The following is a 19,832-nucleotide window of genomic DNA, read 5'->3' as shown; positions in this document are numbered from 1 at the left end:
GACCGAGGCCGGGGATGTCAACATATCTGGCGTTGACTTTTGGCACGCTGTTGAGTTCTCAAGGAACGGACGCTTCCTTCGAGCCGCCTTCCAGCAGGCCCTCCGGGCTTCGTTCTTTCGTGTTTCCAGCTTATCAGATGTTTTCCGCTCCGTTTCCGGCGCTTTCTTCATCCGATTCCCGCTGGCGGGATTTCCTGCAAACTTCGCTCCGAAGCTTATCAAAGCTTTCGGTCTGCTCAGTCCGAGGGATTTGCTTCGTCGGAGGGCGCGCATTTCGTGAAACGCGCTCGCCTCGATTCGGCGGTGTCGTAGACACTAACGCCCGGGCCCGACCGTTGTCCAGTCAGTCCCAACCGTTCAAACCTACTAGCCCACCCTCACCACGTCAATGGTTTGGCCGGGATGAGAGGAGACTAGCAGGTCAGAGGAGTGTTGATAACATCGCCTCAGGCTGCGACGGGCTGCAGATCCGCCCGGTCGGACGCGTCCAGGTCGCCGAACTCTCCGTCTTCCGCAGCCCTTCGGCCCAGCACCAGGGCGTACAGGAGGAAGGCCACCTCCGCCAGCACGCCGATGGAGATACGGGCCCAGGTCGGCAGACCGGACGGCGTCACGAAGGCTTCGAGGACGCCGGAGACCGCCAGGACCGTGGCGAGCCCCATCGACATTCCGATGATCGCGCGGCCCTGTTCCGCCAAAGCCACCGCTCGCGTGCGCGGACCGGGGTCGATGACGGTCCAGCCGAGGCGCAGTCCGAGGCCGCCGGCCACGAAGACCGCGGTCAGCTCCAGCAGCCCGTGCGGAATGAGCAGGCCGAGGAAGGTGTCGAGGCGTCCGGCGGAGGCCATCAGCCCGACACCGAGCCCGAGGTTCACCACGTTGCCCCACATCACGTAGAGCACCGGGACGCCCAGCGCGACGCCGTACAGCAGGCACTGCACGGCGATCCAGGCGTTGTTCGTCCAGACCTGCGCCGCGAAGGAGCTGGCGGGGCGGTCCGAGTAGTACGCCTCGTACTGACCACCGGGGCGGGTCAGCTCCCGCAGGCGGTCGGGGGCGACCAGGCTGTTGCGGACCTCCGGGTGGCCGGCCACCCACCACGCGATCAGTGCGGTGGCGAGGAGCGAGAGGACCGCGACCGGCAGCCACCAGCGGCGTGCGCGGTAGAGCGCGGCCGGGAAGCTCACCATGTAGTAGCGGGCGACGTCCTGCCATCCGTTGGTGCGGGCGCCGGTCACCGCGCTGCGGGCGCGCGAGACCAGGCCGGTCAGCCGGCCGAGCAGCGCCGGGTCCGGTGCCGCGGCCTGGACCTTGGCGAGGTGTCCGGTGGCGCGCTGGTAGAGCGTGACGAGTTCGTCGGCCTCCTCGCCGGTGAGCCGGCGCCTGCGGGCGAGGGCGTCCAGGCGCGCCCACTCCCCCTGGTGGGTGGCGACGAAGACGTCCAGGTCCATTCGGCGGCTCCATGATCGGCGGGGGCGCGGACGTGCGTGCGCGGGTGGGCGAGCGGGCGGGTACGTACGGACGGACACGCGCGGCCCAGCATGCCAGCAGCGGCCCGGACCGCCGCCTCCGGGGATCTCACTTCCCGTGCGCCCGCCGGGCCCCGTATGTTTGCGGCTGCGGATCAGACTGCGGAGAGCGGGTCGTGGGGGCCGATCCCGGACGATCCCCTTCCCGGCGCTGCCGCCCTCGGCGGTCCCGGCATCTGCATGGGCGAGCCGTACGGGGCTCCAAGAGCGTGAACGGACAGGTGTCTTGAGAGACCTGGTGACGGGTGAGGCGGTCGTCCTCGGCCTGCAGACGGCGAAGCTTCCGAGTCGGGCGCTGGCGGTCGTGCTCGACCTGCTCGTGGAGTTCGCCGCCCTGCTGGTGGTCACGGTCGTGCTGAGCCTCGTGCTGGTCGACCTCGACGGCGCCGCCCTGGCGGCGGCGGTGATCGGCCTGATGGTGTTCTTCCTGGTCGCCGTCCCGGTGATGGTCGAGACGCTCAGCCACGGACGCTCGCTCGGCAAGGCCGCGCTCGGCCTGCGGGTGGTGCGCGCCGACGGCGGGCCGGTGCGGTTCCGGCACTCGCTGGTGCGCGGGCTCGTCGGCTTCTTCGAGCTGATCGCCCTGTCCGGCTGCCCCGCGGTGATCACCTCGGCGGTGAACACGGAGGGCCGGCGGCTCGGCGACCTCTTCGCCGGGACGGTGGTGGTCCGCGAGCGCACCCCGGGCGGTTCCGCCACTCCGCTGCCGCCGGTACACCCGCAGCTGCTGCAGGCGATGGGCCATGAGCTGGTCGCGATGGACCTCTCCGCCGTTCCGGAGCCACTCTGGCTCGCGGTACGCCAAGTGCTCGGCCGGGCCGGCCAGTTGGACCCGGCAGTGATGATCCGGATGACCTCCCGGCTGGCCGGGGACCTGTCCGAGCGGATCGGACAGCCGGTGCCCGCAGGCCTCCATCCGGCGGCGTACCTGGGCGCGGTGCTCACCGAGCGCCAGCGCCGCGCGTGGGTACGCGCCCAGGAACAGCTGTGGGCGGCCGGCCCGATACCCGGGCAGCCGACACCCTGGCAGCCGAATCCCGGGCAGCCGGTCCCCGCGCAGGTGCCCGCCGTCCACCCGGTCTCCGGGTCGGTGCCCGGCACGGCCGACGGACGGCCGCCGCGGGTCCTGGGCGTCCCGGCCGCCCCCGCCCCAACCGCACCGACCACCCCGCCCTCGCTGACGACGCCGGCGCCGACGCCGACGCCGACCGCCCCGACGGCCCCCTCCTTCGAGAAGTCCGCCGCCGGCACCGGTTTCACCCCGCCGTCCTGACGTTCCGGACCTCCCGACGACCCGACGGGAGCACCCGCCCCGGCTACTCCTCCGCCCCCACCCGCCAGGCGTTCGGCGGCGACTCCAGCTCCTCCAGCTCGACCCCGGCCGCCGACAGCACCACGTCCCCCGCCAGGTGCACGACCTGCTGCTCCCCCGTCTCCAGGTCCGCGACCTGGTACCGCTCGACGAGCAGCGGCCCGGAGTCCGTCCCGTGCGTGTCGACGCCCTCCAGCAGCCACCCCTGGTCGAGGGTGCGCGGCGCCAGCACCGGTTCGGTGAACGCGACCAGCCGCACCCGCGCGCTCGCCCCCTCGCGCAGTCTCAACAGCCGGGCGGTGGCGACCAGGAAGCCCGGGGAGCGGCCGGTGAAGGCGTGCGCCCGGTCGTGCCCCTCCACCGCATGCTCGCCGGCCGGGTCCGCCGCGGCGGACCGGACCCAGGCCACCCCGTCCACCGCTCCGCCGCGCACCTGCCAGCCGCCGGCCCGCAGTTCCATCCGCAGCGGCCGGGCGCGCGAGTCCAGCGTCAGGTCGACGCCGCCGATCACCCGGCCGTCCGGCGCGTAGGTCTTGGAGACGTACCGCCACCCGGCCGCCCCGGGCGCGCAGCTGAAGCGTTCCTCGCCGAGCAGGACGTGGTCGTGCGGGTCGTGGAGGGAGTATCGGCCGTTGGGCATGCCCGAAAGCCTACGTGCGGCTCCCGCAGCACCCGCATGCAACGTTCCCCGGTGGTGCGCGCATTAGGTGGGTGGACGGCACCGGACCGGTGCCGCCGCCATGACGAGAGGGGGTGCAGATGGCGAAGCAGACGCGCGACGAGGAGTTCACGGGGTACGTGGCCTCCAGGAGCGGCTGGCTGCGGAAGGTCGCCTATCTGCTGTGCGGGGACTGGCACCGGGCCGACGACCTGGTCCAGGAGACGATCACCAAGCTGTACATGAACTGGGCGAAAGCCGGTCGGGTGGAGAACCGGGACGGCTACGCCCGCCGGGTCCTGGTGAACACCTTCCTGGCCGAGCAGCGCTCCCCGTGGTGGCGGCGCACCGTCCGCACCGGGGCCGGCCCGGACACGACGGCGGACGGCGGCGACCCGGACGCGACCACCCGCCACGTCGACCTGGACACCGCGCTCGACCTGCGCCGGGCCCTCGCCGCCCTGCCGCCCCGCCAGCGGGCCACGGTGGTGCTCCGCTACTACTGCGACCTGTCGATCGAGCAGGCCGCCGAGGCCCTGGGCTGTTCCGCCGGCAACGTCAAGAGCCAGAGCTCCCGCGCCCTGGACGCCCTGCGCGGCCACCTCGCCCTCCGTCCCACCGTCGCCGAGAGGACGCCATGACCAGCAAGGATCACGACGACCTGGCCACCAGGCTGACGGCCATCGCCGACGGGCCCGCGCCGCCGACGGGCATCGACGCCGGCCGGTCCATCACCGAGGGCACCATCCGGCTGCGCCGGCGCAGGCGCGCCCTGGCCGGCGCCGTGGCCGTCGTGACCGCCGCGGTGATCACGACCACCGCACTGTTGGCGCCCGGAGGCGGCTCCGCCACCCCCGCCCCACCGGCCGGCCCCACCGCGACCACCTCGCCCTCGCCGTCCGCCTCCGCTGCCCCGACCCCGGCCGGCTTCGACCCGCTGACCACCGAGGTCCGTTTCGGCTGGCTGCCCGACTGGGCCCACGGCGAGCGGAGCATCGGCTACGAGACCGGCTACCACGGCATCTACGCCCAGGCCCGCGGCGACGGGGACGACGCCCCGCGGATCCTGCTCTCGCAGTACAAGGCGGGCGAGGAACCGCCGATGACCGGGCCCGGCAACACGAAGCTCCACCGGGTGGAGGCCGAGCCGATCGGCGGACGACCGGCCTACTGGGCGGCCAAGGACTCGCCCCGGGACACGCAGCCCACACTGCGCTGGCTGACCGCCTCCGGGCGCTGGGCGGAGATCACGGGCTACGGCGGCAAGGCCGGGGACGTCACCCAGGAGGTCCTGCACCGGGCCGCCCAGGACGTGCGGTTCGGGAACTGGCGGGTCCCGCTGCCGGTGCAGTTCACCGGCCTGCCCGAAGCGTTCAAGGCCACCGACGTCCTGCTCTCGGTGCCGGACACCGACGGTGTGGGCGCGTGGAGCCTGTGGCTGCTGTTCCAGGTCGACGGCAAGAACGTCTCGGTCGACATGCGTCCGAACGGGCCGCACGCCACCTTCACCGGCACGGACGGATCCCCCTACACGGACCCGAACCCGCCGCTGGTCACCGTGCAGAACGGCGTGGAGATCTCCATCGGCGCCGGGGCCGGCCTGCCCGCCACCCTGGAACAGCTCGGCGGCCTGCCCTGGATGCTCGCCCACACCAAGGGCCTCGGCCCGGACCAGAGCACCTGGACCACCGAGGTGATCGTCCGCTGAACCCCCGCAGACGCCGGTGGCCGGCACCCCGCGCAGGGGTGCCGGCCACCGGCGTACGGCTACCGGAGCATCAGTAGCGGTACTGCTCCGACTTGTACGGGCCCTCGACCGGAACGCCGATGTAGTCGGCCTGCTCCTGGGTCAGGGTGGTCAGCTTCACGCCCAGCGCGTCGAGGTGCAGGCGGGCGACCTTCTCGTCCAGGTGCTTCGGCAGCACGTAGACGCCGATCGGGTACTGCTCGGTCTTCGTGAACAGCTCGATCTGGGCGATCGTCTGGTTCGCGAAGGAGTTGGACATCACGAAGGACGGGTGGCCGGTCGCGTTGCCCAGGTTCAGCAGGCGGCCCTCGGAGAGCACGATGATGGTGCGGCCGTCGGCCTTGCGCCACTCGTGGACCTGCGGCTTGATCTCGGTCTTCACGATGCCGTCGAGCTTGGCCAGGCCGGCCATGTCGATCTCGTTGTCGAAGTGGCCGATGTTGCCCACGATGGCCTGGTGCTTCATCCGGGCCATGTGGGAGGCCATGATGATGTCCTTGTTGCCCGTGGTGGTGATGAAGATGTCGGCGATCTCGACCACGTCGTCCAGGGTGGTGACCTGGTAGCCGTCCATCGCCGCCTGGAGCGCGCAGATCGGGTCGATCTCGGTGACGATGACGCGGGCGCCCTGGCCGCGCAGCGACTCGGCGCAGCCCTTGCCGACGTCGCCGTAGCCGCACACGACGGCGACCTTGCCGCCGATCAGGACGTCGGTGGCGCGGTTGATGCCGTCGATGAGCGAGTGGCGGCAGCCGTACTTGTTGTCGAACTTCGACTTGGTGACCGAGTCGTTGACGTTGATCGCCGGGAAGAGCAGCTGGCCGTCCCGGTGCATCTCGTACAGGCGGTGGACACCGGTGGTGGTCTCCTCGGTCACGCCCTTGATGGTGGCGGCGACCTCGGTCCACTTGGTCGGGGTGTCCTTGAGGGTGCGGTTGAGCAGCTCCAGGATGATCCGGAACTCGTCGTTGTCCGCGGTGGACGGGTCCGGAGCGGCACCGGCCTTCTCGAACTCGACGCCCTTGTGGATCAGCAGGGTGGCGTCGCCGCCGTCGTCCAGGATCATGTTCGGGGTCTTGCCGTCAGGCCAGGTCAGGGCCTGCTCGGTGCACCACCAGTACTCCTCCAGGGTCTCGCCCTTCCAGGCGAAGACCGGCACGCCCTGCGGGTTCTCCGGGGTGCCCTCCGGGCCGACGGCGATGGCGGCGGCCGCGTGGTCCTGGGTCGAGAAGATGTTGCAGGAGCACCAGCGGACCTCGGCACCGAGCGCCGTCAGGGTCTCGATCAGCACGGCGGTCTGGACCGTCATGTGCAGCGAGCCGGTGATGCGGGCGCCGGCCAGCGGCTGCGACTCGGCGTACTCCGCACGGATGGACATCAGGCCGGGCATCTCGTGCTCGGCCAGCTGGATCTCCTTGCGGCCGAACGGCGCCAGGGAAAGGTCGGCGACCTTGAAGTCACCGGTGATCTCGGTCGACATGCGTCTGCTCCTCGCTGATGGGGGTGGGGCCGGAAGTCCGGGAGTGTGTCGCGCGTGGCGGGCCGTACGGGTGCACGGCTACGCCCGGGCCGCCGGATCCCCTCGGTGGCGGACCGGCTCCCTGCTGCGCAGCACAAACCGTCGGAGGACCTCTCTCCCTCGACCGGCGCACACCCTACGGGCACGGACCGCCGATCGACCGCCATCAGCAGCGACGTTCTGGCTCTGGTGACGAATCTACACCGCTGGCCCCACCGGCTGTCCGTCGATGACCGATTTCGACCCCGGACCCGACCGGCGCTCAAGCCGGGCCCGAGGCCGCGGCGCGCGGACCCCGGTGCGGCCACCGGGCGCCGGGCTCAGTGCGCGGCCTGCGGTCCCGGCCCGCCGGGCGTGGCGGCCGGGTCCTCGCCGGCCGCAGCCTTCTCCGCGCTGTAGACGTCGGGCTCCAGGTAGATCGCGCGCGCGATCGGCACGGCCGACCGGACCCGCTCCTCCGCGGCGTCGATCGCCTCCGCCACCCGGGCGGCGCTGTCCTCCGCGTTGACGGCGATCTTGGCGGCGACCAGCAGTTCCTCCGGGCCGAGGTGCAGGGTCCGCATGTGGATCACCCCGGTGACCGCGCGGCCGTCCACCAGCGCCTCGCGGATCCGCCGCACCGACTCCTTGTCGGCGGACTCGCCGAGCAGCAGCGACTTGGTCTCCAGCGCGAGCACCACGGCGATCACCACCAGCAGGGCGCCGATGCACAGGGTGCCGATGCCGTCCCAGACGCCGTCCCCCGTGATCACCGTGAGCGAGACGCCGAACAGCGCGAGCACCAGGCCGATCAGCGCACCGGTGTCCTCCAGCAGCACGACCGGGAGCTCCGGCGCCTTGGCGGTGCGGATGAACTGCGCCCAGCTCTGAGTGCCCTTGACCTTCGCCGACTCGCGCATCGCGGTGAGGAACGACCAGCCCTCCATCGCGATGGCGAAGACCAGCACGCCGACCGCCCAGGCCCAGGAGTCCAGCGGTTCGGGGTGGTTGACCTTGTGCCAGCCCTCGTAGATCGCGAACAGGCCGCCGACGCTGAACAGCACGATGGCCACCAGGAAGCCGTACACGTAGCGCTCGCGGCCGTACCCGAAGGGGTGCTCCTCGTCCGCCGCCCGCCGCGCCCGCTTGCCGCCGACCAGCAGCAGCACCTGGTTGCCCGAGTCGGCCACCGAGTGCACGCCCTCGGCCAGCATCGAGGAGGAGCCGGTGAAACCGAAGGCGGTGAACTTGGCCGCCGCGATCGCCAGATTCGCGGACAGCGCCGCCACCAGTGCCTTGGTGCCGCCTTCGGTGCTCATGCTCGGGAAACCTCACGGGGTGTCGGATCGGCGTCGTCGAGCGCCTACCGTACCGGCCGGGCGGTCCGGCCCGGCCGACCGTCTCAGGACTGCGCGGCGGCGAGGCCCAGGTAGACGACCGCGAAGTCGGTCAGCGCGACCAGGTCGGCCAGCGCCTGCAGGGCGTCCGAGCGGGCGGTCGCGTACTCGGTCAGCCGGACGTCGTGCGCCGCGGCCAGCCGGTGCGCCCTGCTCACGCCGAAGCTGCGCGGGGCCGCGTCCTCCTCCGGCACCTCGACCGGGCCGTCCTGCTCTTCCGCCGATCCGGCCGGGCCGGGGACGTGCCGCAGCAGCAGGACCTGCAGGTGCAGCGGGTCCGGCTCCTCGACGCGGTCGCGGAAGAAGTCGTCCGGATCGGCGCCGGCGCCCAACTGCCCGGTGAACATGCCGCGGTGGGCGGTCAGCACCTGCGGCAGCGATCCGGCCAGCGCGGGCCGCCCGGCCCGGTCGGCCAGCTGGGCGGCGAAGCGGGTGGCGGCGGCCCCGGCGACCGGGCCCTCGGCCCAGAGCAGCGGGACCGTCCCGGCCAGCCGCGCGGCCAGGCCCTTCGCCGGGTTGGTGTACGCGGCGGCGTCGGGGCGGCAGCGCACGGCCGTGGCATCCAGCAGGTCGGCGACCCCGGGCAGCGCGTCGTACGGCAGCTGGGTCAGGCCGATCTTCTGGGCGAGCGCCAGCAGCGGCGTGAGGTGGGACCAGAGCGCGGCCGGGTCCTCGGCTGGCAGGTCGGGCTCGGCGGCCGCGGCGGGCGGGCCGTCCTCCGGCAGCACCGACGTCACGTACGGCAGCGGCAGCGCGCGCACCTGCAGGGCCGCCTCGGCCAGCGGACTGCCCACCGGGGCGGTCACGACGATCGCGCAGCCGCGCGCGTAGGCCTGCTCGGCGAGGGCGACCAGGCCCTGTTCGCCGCCGTCCGCGGAGCTGATCACCAGCAGGTCGAGCGGGCCGGCCCAGCCGGGCAGCTGCCAGCCGAGCCCGGCGGTGAAGACGGGCGGGGCGCCGGCCCGGTCGGCGCGCGGGGCGGCCGCCTCGGTCGGCGGCAGCGGCAGGACCAGGCTGGCGGTGCCGGCCAGCGCGGCCAGCATCTCGGCCGCGGTCAGCGCGCTGCCGTGCCCGGCGACCAGGACTGCGCGCGGACGGCCGTCGGGGCGCAGGCGGTCGAGGCCGGCCGCCTCGGCCTGCCGCAGCGCGGTGCGGACCCGGGCACCGGCGCCGGCCAGGGCCAGCAGGGCGCGGTCCTGGTCGGCGCGCTGGAGGGCGGCCGGGTCGTCGAGCAGGGTGTCGTCGAGCATGCGGCGGGCCTCCGGCTGCGGTCCTGGACGGCTGTGCGGGTGGGGCTGTGCCCCGGGGACACGCCCCCAGGATCAGGCCGGGCGGCGGGCCTCGTCCACCAGGAGGACCGGAATGCCGTCGCGGACCGGGTACGCGAGGCCGCAGTCCGGGCCGGTGCAGACCAGCTCGGGCCGCTCCTCGGTGCCGCCCTCGGCGAGCGCGGCCCGGCACTGCGGGCAGACCAGGATCTCCAGCAGGAAGGATTCGAGCTTCATGGGGCTCTCCAAAGTTCGGGGGTGGCACGGAGGTGCCCCGGCCGATAGGCAACCCTACCGGCCGGGGCACCGCGCGCCGGGGTCAGGCGCGTCCGCCCGGGCGGGCGGGTCAGCCGCGGACGATGGCGAGCACGCCGTCGCGCAGCTCGGCCATCTTCGCCGGGTCCTTCGCCTCGACGTTCAGGCGCAGCAGCGGCTCGGTGTTGGAGGCGCGCAGGTTGAACCACCAGTCCGGGCCGGCCACGGTCAGGCCGTCCAGCTCGTCCACGGTGGCGCCCTCCAGGCCGGCGTACGCGGCGCGGACGGCGGCGGTGCTGGCGGCCTGGTCGGCGACGGTGCTGTTGATCTCGCCGGAGGCGGCGTAGCGGTCGTACTCGGCGGTGAGCGCGGACAGCGTGCCCGGCTGTCCGCCGAGGGCGGCCAGCACGTGCAGCGCGGCCAGCATGCCGGTGTCGGCGCGCCAGAAGTCGCGGAAGTAGTAGTGCGCGGAGTGCTCGCCGCCGAAGACGGCGTCGGTGACGGCCATCTCCTGCTTGATGAAGGAGTGGCCGACCCGGGTGCGCACCGGCTTGGCGCCCAGCTCGCGGACCACCTCGGGGACGGTCCAGGAGGTGATCAGGTTGTGGATGACCGTCGGCTCGGCCTCGCCGGCGGCCCGGGCGCGGGCGATCTCGCGGGCGGCGACCAGCGCGGTGATCGCGGAGGGGGAGACCGGCTCGCCGCGCTCGTCGACGACGAAGCAGCGGTCGGCGTCGCCGTCGAAGGCCAGGCCGACGTCGGCGCCGACCTCGCGGACCTTGGCCTGCAGGTCGACGAGGTTCTTCGGGTCGAGCGGGTTGGCCTCGTGGTTGGGGAAGGTGCCGTCCAGCTCGAAGTACATCGGGACGAGCTCGATCGGCAGGCCGTCGAAGACGGTCGGCACGGTGTGGCCGCCCATGCCGTTGCCGGCGTCCACCGCGACCTTGAGCGGGCGGATCGCGGTGAGGTCGACCAGGCCCAGCAGGTGGTCGGCGTAGCCGCGCAGGGTCTCCTCGGTGGAGAGCGCGCCGGGCTTCACGTCCTTGGCCGGGACGGTGACGGTGTCGTCCTCGCCGGTCCAGGACTCGACCAGCTCGCGGATCTCGGCCAGGCCGGTGTCCTGGCCGACCGGGGCGGCGCCGGCCCGGCACAGCTTGATGCCGTTGTACTGGGCCGGGTTGTGGCTGGCGGTGAACATCGCGCCGGGCAGGTCGAGCTTGCCGCTGGCGTAGTAGAGCTGGTCGGTCGAGCAGAGCCCGATCTGCACCACGTCCGCGCCGTAGGCCGCGGCGCCCTCGGCGAAGGCCCGGCTGAGCGACGGGGAGGAGGGGCGCATGTCGTGGCCGACCACGATCGCGGTCGCGCCGGTGACCTGCACGAACGCGGCACCGAAGGCCCGGGACAGGCTCTCGTCCCACTGGTCCGGGACGACGCCTCGGACGTCGTACGCCTTCACGAGCTGCTTGAGGTCGCGCACTGCGGCTCCACCCTGGTCTCTGTACTGATCACGATACGTCGGGGTCACCACCCGTTCGGTCGACGGGCCGCGGTGACGGTAGACGGGCAGCGTACCCGGGCCGGACGAACGTCCCGCGCCGGGAGCGGCGCCCGGGGCAGGCGGCCAGGGCGTGCCTGGACGATTCCCGCCGGGCGCGCGAACGGTCGGATACGCCCTAGTTGTCGGGTGAGCGCAGCACCCGCAGGTGGCCGCGGCGGCCGGCCTCGGTGGACTCCCCCTCGGGCGCGCGGCCCTGACGGGGGGTCTGCGGGCGGGCGGCCTCGCGCACGGCGTTGGCGAGGGCCTCCAGGTCGTCGCTGCTGCGGCGCAGCGGGCCGGCCTCGGCGGCGAGCCGGACGACCTCCCAGCCGCGCGGGGCGGTGAGGCGCTCGGCGTGCTCGGCGCACAGGTCGTAGCAGTGCGGCTCGGCGTAGGTGGCGAGGGGGCCCAGGACGGCGGTGGAGTCCGCGTAGACGTACGTCAGCGTAGCGACGGCCGGCCGGCCGCACGCGGTCCGCGAACAACGACGTACAGAGCTCACGAGGGTGGACGGTACCGCACTCCCCGCCGGGGAGCGAAGACCGCCTGTCCGGAGGGTGTGCCGTGTCGTCCTGCGAGCGCCGGGGGCGTGTCTCGACCGCCCCGGGCGATTCCCCGTCGGACTGGTCCACTTCCGACCGTCCAAGGACTACTCTCGGCAGTGATATGGACAGCTCCGCACCGCAGTCATCGACAGGCCCCGCGCGCCGCCCCCGGCACCGCGACCGGCACGGCAGGGGGCTGCGCGGCCCGCTGGCGCCGCCGCAGGTGCCGATCTCGCTCACCCGTTCCGAACTGTTCGACGACTACGTGCGCGAGTCGGTGGAACGGCTGGAGCGGCGTTGGCCGCAACTGATCGAGGTGGAGTTCGCCGTCCAGGAGGTGCCGCTGCACGAGCCGGACGGCGCCGACGCCGAGGACGGCGTGCCGCTGGGGCGGGTGTCGCCGGGCAAGCAGGGGCACAAGAGTCAGATCGTGGTGTACCGGCGGCCGGTGGAGATCCGGGCGAAGACCCGGGAGGACCGCGCGGCGCTGGTGCACGAGATCCTGATCGAGCAGGTCGCCGAGCTGCTGGGGCTCTCGCCGGACGCCATCGACCCGCGCTACGACGAGGAATGACCCGGGCGTCGACGGGCAGGGGCGGCACCGGACGGGTGCCGCCCCTTTTCGTCCGGTCGGTCAGCGCAGCACGACGCCCGGGTCCTGGGCGGCTTGCGGGACCTTGACGGTGCTGCGGTCGTCGCGCAGCGCCTGGACGGTGAACATCGGCACGTCCTTGGCCGGCAGGGAGAGCATCCGGGCCGCGACCACCGGGCCGCCGGAGACCGTCTCGACGGTGAGCGCGAAGACGCCGTTCAGTCCGGCGGGCTCGGGCGCCGGGAGGGCGACGGTGCCGCCGGCCGGGATCTGCACCTCCTTGGTGGCGGGGGTGCCGCCGCCGCTGCCGGCCGAGGCGGTGACCCGGACGGTGGCGGCGTCGCCGGCCGAGGTCAGGTAGAGCGTCGAAGCGCCGGCCCGGTTGTCGGCGACGGTGGCGCGGGCGCCGACCGGGTCGGTGCCGGTGAGCCAGGCCGCGTCGGTCTTGCCGTTGGCCGCCGCCCGGTCGACCCGCAGCCCGGCCACGATCGGGGTCGGGTGCTTGTCGTCGCTGGGCGACAGCCGAAGCCCGGCGACCTCCTCGCGGGTGACCTTGCCGAGGTCGACGGCGGCCACCATGCCCGCCTTGACGTGGATCGACTCGTTGCCGGCCGGGGTGAACCAGCCGTTCTTGCCGGAGAGCTGGATCTTCAGGTCGGCGTCGTCCTCCGGCGGCGCCCAGACCACCAGGCGGGCGGACGCGGTGTCCGCGGGCAGGCCCGGCATCACCTGGGTGGGGGCCGGGGCGGCGGACGCCGGGATCCAGTCGGCGCCCTTGTTGCCGTCGGCGGCGTGCAGGGCGGCGCCGATCCGGCCGGAGCGGACCACCACGTGCACGGCGAGGTCGGTGACGGCGCCCTTGGTGAGGGTGGACAGCAGGACGGACTGGGAACTGCCGGGGGCGACGGTGAGGCCGTTGGCGGCGTCGTTGTCGATCAGGCCCTTGTCGCCGTACAGCTTGATGTCGATTACGGCGGCGGACGGCTCGGTGTTGACCAGGCTGAGGTAGTCGACCCGGTCGCCGGCCGTGCTGGCGCCGGCGAACCAGAAGCCGGTGCCGGCCGGGGTGCAGGTGAGGCCGGACAGGCCGAGGCCGCGCTGCTCGGTGACGACGGTGGTCTGGGTGACGGTGAAGCCCGGGGCGAGGGCGCCGGTGGCGACGGCGCCGGTGCCGGGCGCGGTGTCGGCGTTGGCCGCCGGGCCGGTGGCCGGGGTGCCGGGCTTGGCCAGGGTCAGCCGGGCGTCGGCGGGAGCCGCGTTCTTGTCCTGGGCAGCGGCGCCCGGCGTGCCCGAGCCGGTCGGGGCGGGGGTGGCCGCCGGGGTGGCCGGCGGGGTCGCCGCGGTCGAGGGGGCACCGGAGGGCTGGGCGGCGGGCACCGCGGGCGCGGCCGCGTCGGCGAGCCAGCCGGCGCCGCCGGTGGCGGAGCCCGACCCGGGCGGGGTGTAGGCGCTGAGCGTGGTCGAGCCGGTCAGTCCCTGCAGCGGCTGCGGGCAGACCGCCGCCGTCCGCTCGACCTGCGCGGTGGTCGGCGCCGCCGCGCCGGCCTCCCCGGACGGGGAGGCCGGCGGGCGCACCTGGGCGATCCCGAACACCGCCGCGAGCACCACGGCCGCGGCGAGCAGGGACTGCGTGGTCTTCGTCCCCCCGGCCTGTCCGGCGAACCGGCCGGGCCGGTCGGCCGCGGCGGGCGCGGCCGACCCCGTGGGGTGCCCGGCCTCGACGGGCTCGGGAGCCTCGTCGGCGCCGGACTTCTTCCTGAATGCGGGCTTCTTCATCGCGGGTCAGCTCCCCGATCCGGGCTGGTGCGGGTACCGGCCGGTGCCGTTGGGGTCGTTCGGGTCGTAGTACGGGTCGGCCTGCTGCTGCCCCGGCAGCCAGGGCTGCTGGTGCTCCGGCTGGTACGGCTCGTAGCCGTACGGCTGCTGCTCCGGCTGGTAGGGCTCGTAGCCGTGCTGCTCGTAGCCCTGCTGGGGGTGCGGCTGTTGCTCGTAGCCCTGCTGGGGGTGGGCCTGCTGCTGGGCCCCCCAGTCGCCCTGGCCGCCGTAGGGCGCGGCCACCGGCTGCTGCGCCGCGTACTGGTCGTAGCTGTACGGATCGGCCTGCTGGTAGGTCTGGTACGGGTCGGTGTACGGCTCGGCCTCCTGGACGGCGGCGGCCGCCTGGACCGCCTCCGTCACCGGCTCGCCGGCCGACTGCGCCGGGACGGCTCCCGGCCGGCCGTCGTACACCCCGGACTCGTCGGCGCCGGGCTCGCCGCCCTCGCCGCGCTCGGCCATCCGGCGGGCCCGGCGGCTGCCGGGGGCGGGGGCCTGTGCCTGGGCGGCGGCGGCCAGCGCGGCGGCGGCGACCACCTCCTCGGGCAGGTCGTCGTCCTTGTGGCTGCGGCGGCCGGGCAGGGCCAGCACCAGGATGGTCAGGCCGAGCAGCACCTGGGCCCAGATCCAGCCGGTGTGGGCCAGTCCGCTCTCCCGGGTGACGGCGAGCTTGCCGCCGCCGGCCGGGAGCTTGAAGCCCTGCGCCCAGCCGTCCACCGTGGTGGGCTCCAGCGCGGCGCCGTCCAGGGTGGCCTTCCACTCGGGGGCGGCGGTCTCGGCGAGCCGCAGCACCCGGTCGGCCGGGCCGGCCGGGACGGTGGTCGCGAGGTCGCGGGCACCGGAGGGGACGACCACCGGCTTGGCGCCCGGGCTGGTGATCACCGCGCGGACCGCGGGGGCGCCGCTGACCTGCCAGAGTGCGCTGCCGCTGTCCTGGTTGGCCTTGACCAGCCCGGGTGTGGTGTCCAGGACGTCCTTGAAGACGTCGATCACCGGCTGCTGGACCAGCACGTAGGCGATGCCGTAGCCGGCCAGCGCGGTGGCCTGGTCGGCGCCGGAGCCGGCCAGCAGGCTGCCGACCGTCCTGTTCAGGTCGCCCTGGGTGCCGGTCGCCGGGTCCACGGTGGACTCGGCCTGGCCGAGCGTCAGCCCGGCGCCGCGCAGCACGGTGTAGCGGACGGCGCCGCCGGTCTTCTCCCCGGTGACGACCAGGGTGCGGGCCCGGTCGGTGGTGCCGGCCTCCTCGGCGATGAAGGCGGGCACCTGGCCCGCCTCGGCGCGGTGCAGCGGCTTTCCGGCGCCGGTCAGCGCCCACCACAGGCCGGTGCCCAGCGGGGCCAGCACGGCCGCGGCCACCACCAGGGCGGCCACCGGCTGGCGCCAGCCGAAGGCGATCCCGGCCACGCGGGCGTTGGCGCCGTCGGCGCCGATCGCGGCCGCGGCCAGCAGGGCGATCCCGGCGAGCAGGGTGGCCGGGCCGGCCCAGGCGGGCACCGCCTGGCCGCCGGAGGCCGGCGTGACGGAGGTGCCCGCCACCACGACCGAGAAGACCAGGCCCGCCCCGGCCGCACCCCAGGCGGCGAGCACCGCGCGGCGGCGGTCGGCGCGCAGCAGCGCGGCGAGCGCGGCCAGCACCACACCCGCGGACAGCCAGACCGGCGGCACACCGGCGCCGCCCGGGTTGACCAGCAGCAGGCCGGCCGCGCTCGCACCGGTGCCGTGCAGGCCGGGCAGCCCGGCCTCCAGCAGCAGCCACTGCGGGTGCGACAGCACCGTGAGCGACCACGGGGCCAGCACGCCGACCGGGACCGCGAGGATCACCAGAACGCGCAGGCCGAGCAGCCGCAGGGCCGCGCCGCCGGAGCCGAAGGCACCGCCGCGCAGCACCGCGACGACCAGCGTCGCCAGGCAGAGCGGCACCGCGAGCGCCCAGGTCAGCGGGACGAAGGCGGTGGCCAGGGTGAGCAGCAGGACGGCCATCCAGACCGGCCGCCAGCCCGGGCGGGCGCCCTTGGCGGCGCTCTCGTCCCGGATGCCGAGGCCGGCCGCGATCGCGGCGGCGCGGGCCAGCGGCGGCAGCAGCACGGCGAGGACGGCGGTGCCGATCCGGCCCTGGGCGAGCGCCCCGGTCGCGGCGGGCAGCAGCGCGTAGGTGGCGCTGGCCCAGGCGCGGACCAGCTTGGAGTCCAGCAGCGGGCGGGACACCAGGTAGGCGCTGACCGCGGCGAGCGGGACGGTGAGCACGACGAGCAGGGTGAGCGCGAGGTCGGCGTGGCCGAACAGCAGCCAGGAGAGCGTGGCGAGCACGCCGAGGTACGGCGGTGCGGCGGCGGTGGAGCCGGTGCCGACCGGGTGCCAGGCGTCCGCGTACATCGACCAGAGGCCGCCCGCGCCGCCGGAGGCGGGCAGCAGCGCGCCGCCGAACAGCTCGCCGCTGCCGAACAGGTCGCGGCAGGCGACCAGGGCGAACACCAGCAGCGCGGCGAACAGCACCGGCGCCGGGCGCCGGGCGAGCTTCTTGATCAGCGCGAACTGCTCGACGACCAGGTCCTCGGCGTCCTCGTCGCCGCCCGCCTCGGCCGAGCCGTGCCGGCCGACGGAGTCGTCGCCGCCCCCTATCCCGAGCGAGCCGATGACGCCCTCGACGGCCAGCCGGGTGGTGGCGCCGGGCGCCGGGAAGAGCGTGCGGTCGTCCAGGGCGTCCGCCGCCCTGGTCCGGGATCGGCGTTTGCGGGCGGCCAGCAGCCGTGGGAACCGGACGAGTTCGTGGCCGAGGCCGGCGAGCTCGTCGAAGGCCTGGCGCGGGTCCTTGCCGAGCAGGTTGGTGACGGCCCGCACCAGGGTGCCGAGCACCAGCCGCAGCAGGACGTACGGGAACAGCGCGCCCCGGCAGTTGGCGAGCAGGGTGAAGACGGCGCCGGCCTTGTCCACCCGGTGCGGGTGGGAGGCGCCGCAGTCGATGGCGCGCCGCTCGCGGCTGGCCGCCTCGGCGTGCCGCAGCACCGCGTCGGGGGCGATGACGACGCGGTGGCCGGCGGCGTTGACCCGCCAGCAGAAGTCGGTGTCGTCCCGCATCAGCGGGAGGGCCTTGTCGAAGCCGCCGAGTTCCTCGAAGACGTCCCGGCGCACCAGCATGCCGGCACTGGAGACGGCGAGCACCGGGCGGACCTGGTCGTGCTGGCCCTGGTCCTGCTCGCGACGGTCGAGGCCGGTCCAGCGCCGCCCGGAACGGGCGATCGTCACGCCCACCTCGAGGAGCTGGCGGCGGTCGTACCAGCTGCGCAGCTTGGGGCCGACCACCGCGGCGCTGGGGGTGGAGTCGGCGACCTGGAGCAGGCGGCGCAGCGCGTCGGTCTGCGGCTCGCAGTCGTCGTGCAGCAGCCAGAGCCACTCGACCGGCTCGGTCTCGCGCGGGCCGCCGCGGCCGAGGTCGTCCTCTTGGGCGAGCGGGTCGCCGAAGTCGTCCCAGCCGCCGGTGACCGGGTCGTAGCCGGAGGGGTCGAGCCGGTACGGCAGGTCCTCCGGGCGCAGCGGCGGGCTGTTGAAGACGGCCTCGGCGACGGCGGTGCCGAAGCCGGCCCGGCGGCCGAGGACGAGCGGGCCGCTGTCCGGCAGCCAGTCGGCGAGGGTGTCCGCGAGCAGCTGCGGCGAGTTGTCGGTGGAGCCGGTGTCGACCGCGAGGACGCGCTGGACCTGGCGGTCCTGGCCGAGCAGGCCGGCCAGCGCCTGCGGGAGCCAGCGGGCGCCGTCGTGCGAGACGATCACCGCGGTGACCAGGTGGCGCGGGTAGGCGGGCGGCCGGGAAGCGGTGAAGCCGCTCCGGTGGCTGTAGACGGTCATCGAGTGCGCGGGCCCCAGTTCTCGGTGGACACAGCCGGTGAACGGCAACCGGATGGCGCACCACACTAACGGCTCCGGGTGGCCGGTTCGTCCGGGGTGCCGGTGCGGAGACGGTGAAGGAGGGGGGCGTGGCCGGCGGCCGGCGCCCCCGGCCGCCGGCCCGGGAGGGGCCGGGAACACGAAAGCGCCCCACCACCGCGGTGAGGCGCCCGTACAGCTGTGCGGTTGTCCGAGGTTGTCGGAAGGTCAGCGGGAGTCGGGGGCCGCCCGCTCAGACCGCGCTCTTCTTGAGCCGGCGGCGCTCGCGCTCGGAGAGGCCGCCCCAGATGCCGAAGCGCTCGTCATTGGCGAGGGCGTACTCCAGGCACTCGGAGCGGACCTCGCAGGCGAGGCAGACCTTCTTGGCCTCGCGAGTCGAGCCGCCCTTCTCGGGGAAGAAGGACTCCGGGTCGGTCTGGGCGCACAACGCGCGCTCCTGCCAGCCGAGTTCCTCCTCGTCCTCCGCGATGCCGTCCCCGATCAACAGCTCAAAGAGCTCGCTCATGTGGCGCGCCTCCTCTGCCCCTACTTGGCGTCCCCGTGGTTGCCGTTGCCTCGTGCGGCTGACGACACGAGTGAAATTACAGTTGCGTCACTCTGGCCCAGTCAAGCCGAGCTCTGGTATTGGGGCCAGGATTCACTCCCCGGCACCAAGCCGTTACGAATAGTGTACATATCCGGACACAATGGACCTTTTGCCTCAAGGCCCTGAACAGCGCCGAACCGTCCGCAACCATTCGCCAGGTGACGCTCGGTCACCGCCACAGGCCGGTCATCGGCCTCCCTTCCCGGCGATCTTCCCATCGAAACCTAGAGAGTGATGAATCACCCCATCAGGGAAAGATCCGGACCTAATCCACTCGAATGCCGCATCGATCGGTTTGACACCGGCCGCACGGATGCGGTGTCCTTTTCCCTATGTCAGAGTTCGCCAGCCCCCGGAGCGGTTCCACGCTCCGCCGTGCCGTGAACTCTTGTTGTCGCCTCTGTTCCTGCTGTATCTAGGCGCCCGCGTCCCACCGCGCGCCGCCCCCAGGAAGCACAGAGGCCGCCCGCGATTCCCGCCCCAGGACATCCCGGATCCGGCTGATCCCGACGAACCAGCCGACTCCTCCGAGGACGACTCCCGTGCGCATGATCCGCATCCGCAAGCGGAACCGCGACCGCAACAAGCTCGCCCGTCTGGGCCTCGCCCCCGCCCGTACCGCCCGCCCGGCGGACCGCCGCCGCTGGGCGGACGGGCTCAGCGACGTCTCCATCGCCGGCGACCCGCTCGCCTTCCCGCACCTCGCCCGCACCGACCTGCCGGGCCACCCCACCACCGTCGCCGAGTACGCCCGGCTGGTCCGCGAGATCGCCGCCGACCGCGCCCGCTGGGAACCCCTGGTCCGCTACGACGCGCTGACCCGCTGGTACGCCAGGCTGGAGACCGGCCCCGGCTACGAGGTCTGGCTGCTCAGCTGGCTGCCCGGCCAGAGCAGCGGCTTCCACGACCACGGCGACTCCTCCGGCGTGATGACCGTCGTCCGGGGCGAGCTCAACGAGCGCTCCCTCACCGGCACCGGCGAGGCGGCCCGCACCCTCAAGCCCGGCGGGCAGCGGGTGTTCTCCCCCGGGTACCTGCACGAGGTGGTCAACGGGGCGCTCGAACCCGCCGTCTCCATCCACCTCTACACCCCCGGCCTCACCGCCATGAACCAGTACGGCGCCGCCGCCGTCCCCGAGCAGCACCCGGAGCCGCAGGCCCGGGCCGGGGCGCACCGATCGCTGGGCTGACGGGCAGTCGGGCCGTGGCAGGAT

General features: G+C 73.9%; 17 protein-coding genes. 6 read left to right on the top strand and 11 right to left on the bottom strand.

Annotation, left to right across the window (positions count from 1 at the left end; translation table 11 throughout):
- Positions 1-280, top strand: a 280-nt coding sequence (locus tag ACZ6Y7_RS36920; protein WP_465762350.1) for a hypothetical protein, incomplete at its 5' end; no start/stop codon positions are given.
- Positions 281-446: 166 nt separating this feature from the next.
- Here ACZ6Y7_RS36920 and ACZ6Y7_RS36915 read toward each other — a convergent pair.
- Entirely contained in the window at positions 447-1,451 is a 1,005-nt protein-coding gene (locus ACZ6Y7_RS36915; RefSeq protein ID WP_465762349.1) for a stage II sporulation protein M, read from the bottom strand.
- Positions 1,452-1,755: 304 nt separating this feature from the next.
- Between ACZ6Y7_RS36915 and ACZ6Y7_RS36910 the strand changes: the two genes are divergently transcribed.
- Positions 1,756-2,802 carry an RDD family protein gene (locus tag ACZ6Y7_RS36910; protein ID WP_465762348.1) on the top strand — a complete coding sequence of 349 codons (1,047 nt, stop codon included), beginning with the start codon at positions 1,756-1,758 and terminating at the stop codon, positions 2,800-2,802.
- 43 nt (positions 2,803-2,845) lie between these two features.
- Here the strand turns inward: ACZ6Y7_RS36910 and ACZ6Y7_RS36905 are convergent, their stop codons facing one another.
- Positions 2,846-3,481, bottom strand: coding sequence for a hypothetical protein (locus ACZ6Y7_RS36905; RefSeq protein ID WP_465762347.1), 636 nt, complete (start codon positions 3,479-3,481; stop codon positions 2,846-2,848).
- Between the two features lie 119 nt (positions 3,482-3,600).
- Here ACZ6Y7_RS36905 and ACZ6Y7_RS36900 point away from each other — a divergent pair, with 119 nt between their 5' ends.
- Entirely contained in the window at positions 3,601-4,140 is a 540-nt protein-coding gene (locus ACZ6Y7_RS36900) for a SigE family RNA polymerase sigma factor (RefSeq protein WP_465762346.1), read from the top strand.
- On the top strand, positions 4,137-5,207 hold the full coding sequence (locus ACZ6Y7_RS36895) for a hypothetical protein (RefSeq protein ID WP_465762345.1): 1,071 nt from the start codon (positions 4,137-4,139) through the stop codon (positions 5,205-5,207). Before ACZ6Y7_RS36900 ends, ACZ6Y7_RS36895 begins: the two co-directional genes overlap by 4 nt.
- A 70-nt stretch (positions 5,208-5,277) precedes the next feature.
- Here the strand turns inward: ACZ6Y7_RS36895 and ahcY are convergent, their stop codons facing one another.
- From ahcY to ACZ6Y7_RS36865, 6 genes are all read right to left on the bottom strand, one after another.
- Complete coding sequence (ahcY, locus tag ACZ6Y7_RS36890; protein ID WP_465762344.1) at positions 5,278-6,726, bottom strand: adenosylhomocysteinase; 1,449 nt, start codon at positions 6,724-6,726, stop codon at positions 5,278-5,280.
- A 359-nt stretch (positions 6,727-7,085) separates the two neighbouring features.
- A complete protein-coding gene (locus ACZ6Y7_RS36885; protein ID WP_465762343.1) occupies positions 7,086-8,063 on the bottom strand; it encodes a cation diffusion facilitator family transporter in 978 nt (325 codons plus the stop codon).
- An 83-nt stretch (positions 8,064-8,146) separates the two neighbouring features.
- Positions 8,147-9,391, bottom strand: a complete 1,245-nt coding sequence (locus ACZ6Y7_RS36880; protein ID WP_465762342.1) for an SIS domain-containing protein — start codon at positions 9,389-9,391, stop codon at positions 8,147-8,149.
- Positions 9,392-9,463: 72 nt separating this feature from the next.
- Positions 9,464-9,646, bottom strand: coding sequence for a Trm112 family protein (locus ACZ6Y7_RS36875; RefSeq protein WP_402226209.1), 183 nt, complete (start codon positions 9,644-9,646; stop codon positions 9,464-9,466).
- A 109-nt stretch (positions 9,647-9,755) separates the two neighbouring features.
- Positions 9,756-11,141: a phosphomannomutase/phosphoglucomutase gene (locus tag ACZ6Y7_RS36870; RefSeq protein ID WP_465762341.1), complete on the bottom strand. Its 1,386-nt coding sequence runs from the start codon at positions 11,139-11,141 to the stop codon at positions 9,756-9,758.
- A 196-nt stretch (positions 11,142-11,337) separates the two neighbouring features.
- Complete coding sequence (locus ACZ6Y7_RS36865) at positions 11,338-11,703, bottom strand: DUF3499 domain-containing protein (RefSeq protein ID WP_030245497.1); 366 nt, start codon at positions 11,701-11,703, stop codon at positions 11,338-11,340.
- 164 nt (positions 11,704-11,867) lie between these two features.
- On the opposite strand from ACZ6Y7_RS36865, the gene ACZ6Y7_RS36860 reads away from it, so the two are divergent.
- On the top strand, positions 11,868-12,320 hold the full coding sequence (locus tag ACZ6Y7_RS36860) for a metallopeptidase family protein (protein ID WP_465762340.1): 453 nt from the start codon (positions 11,868-11,870) through the stop codon (positions 12,318-12,320).
- 60 nt (positions 12,321-12,380) lie between these two features.
- Here ACZ6Y7_RS36860 and ACZ6Y7_RS36855 read toward each other — a convergent pair whose 3' ends face one another.
- The 3 genes from ACZ6Y7_RS36855 to ACZ6Y7_RS36845 form a co-directional block, all read right to left on the bottom strand.
- Entirely contained in the window at positions 12,381-14,114 is a 1,734-nt protein-coding gene (locus ACZ6Y7_RS36855; RefSeq protein ID WP_465762339.1) for a DUF5719 family protein, read from the bottom strand.
- A gap of 6 nt (positions 14,115-14,120) precedes the next feature.
- A complete protein-coding gene (locus tag ACZ6Y7_RS36850; protein ID WP_465762338.1) occupies positions 14,121-17,993 on the bottom strand; it encodes a glycosyltransferase family 2 protein in 3,873 nt (1,290 codons plus the stop codon).
- 271 nt (positions 17,994-18,264) lie between these two features.
- A complete protein-coding gene (locus ACZ6Y7_RS36845) occupies positions 18,265-18,537 on the bottom strand; it encodes a WhiB family transcriptional regulator (protein WP_030062195.1) in 273 nt (90 codons plus the stop codon).
- Positions 18,538-19,160: 623 nt separating this feature from the next.
- On the opposite strand from ACZ6Y7_RS36845, the gene ACZ6Y7_RS36840 reads away from it, so the two are divergent.
- Positions 19,161-19,808: a cysteine dioxygenase gene (locus tag ACZ6Y7_RS36840; RefSeq protein ID WP_465762337.1), complete on the top strand. Its 648-nt coding sequence runs from the start codon at positions 19,161-19,163 to the stop codon at positions 19,806-19,808.
- Positions 19,809-19,832: the final 24 nt, after the last annotated feature.

This window comes from Kitasatospora sp. NPDC053308, assembly GCF_055585785.1.
This window is presented reverse-complemented; position numbering and strand designations above follow the sequence as displayed.

Excerpts from the sequence above, each read along its gene's own strand:
- ACZ6Y7_RS36905 (WP_465762347.1), bottom strand. The coding sequence starts at position 3,481 with ATGCCCAACGGCCGATACTCCCTCCACGACCCGCACGACCACGTCCTG.
- ACZ6Y7_RS36845 (WP_030062195.1), bottom strand. The coding sequence starts at position 18,537 with ATGAGCGAGCTCTTTGAGCTGTTGATCGGGGACGGCATCGCGGAGGAC.
- ACZ6Y7_RS36885 (WP_465762343.1), bottom strand. The coding sequence starts at position 8,063 with ATGAGCACCGAAGGCGGCACCAAGGCACTGGTGGCGGCGCTGTCCGCG.
- ACZ6Y7_RS36850 (WP_465762338.1), bottom strand. The coding sequence starts at position 17,993 with ATGACCGTCTACAGCCACCGGAGCGGCTTCACCGCTTCCCGGCCGCCC.
- ACZ6Y7_RS36855 (WP_465762339.1), bottom strand. The coding sequence starts at position 14,114 with ATGAAGAAGCCCGCATTCAGGAAGAAGTCCGGCGCCGACGAGGCTCCC.
- ACZ6Y7_RS36875 (WP_402226209.1), bottom strand. The coding sequence starts at position 9,646 with ATGAAGCTCGAATCCTTCCTGCTGGAGATCCTGGTCTGCCCGCAGTGC.
- ACZ6Y7_RS36880 (WP_465762342.1), bottom strand. The coding sequence starts at position 9,391 with ATGCTCGACGACACCCTGCTCGACGACCCGGCCGCCCTCCAGCGCGCC.
- ACZ6Y7_RS36915 (WP_465762349.1), bottom strand. The coding sequence starts at position 1,451 with ATGGACCTGGACGTCTTCGTCGCCACCCACCAGGGGGAGTGGGCGCGC.
- ahcY (WP_465762344.1), bottom strand. The coding sequence starts at position 6,726 with ATGTCGACCGAGATCACCGGTGACTTCAAGGTCGCCGACCTTTCCCTG.
- ACZ6Y7_RS36860 (WP_465762340.1), top strand. The coding sequence starts at position 11,868 with ATGGACAGCTCCGCACCGCAGTCATCGACAGGCCCCGCGCGCCGCCCC.
- ACZ6Y7_RS36895 (WP_465762345.1), top strand. The coding sequence starts at position 4,137 with ATGACCAGCAAGGATCACGACGACCTGGCCACCAGGCTGACGGCCATC.
- ACZ6Y7_RS36900 (WP_465762346.1), top strand. The coding sequence starts at position 3,601 with ATGGCGAAGCAGACGCGCGACGAGGAGTTCACGGGGTACGTGGCCTCC.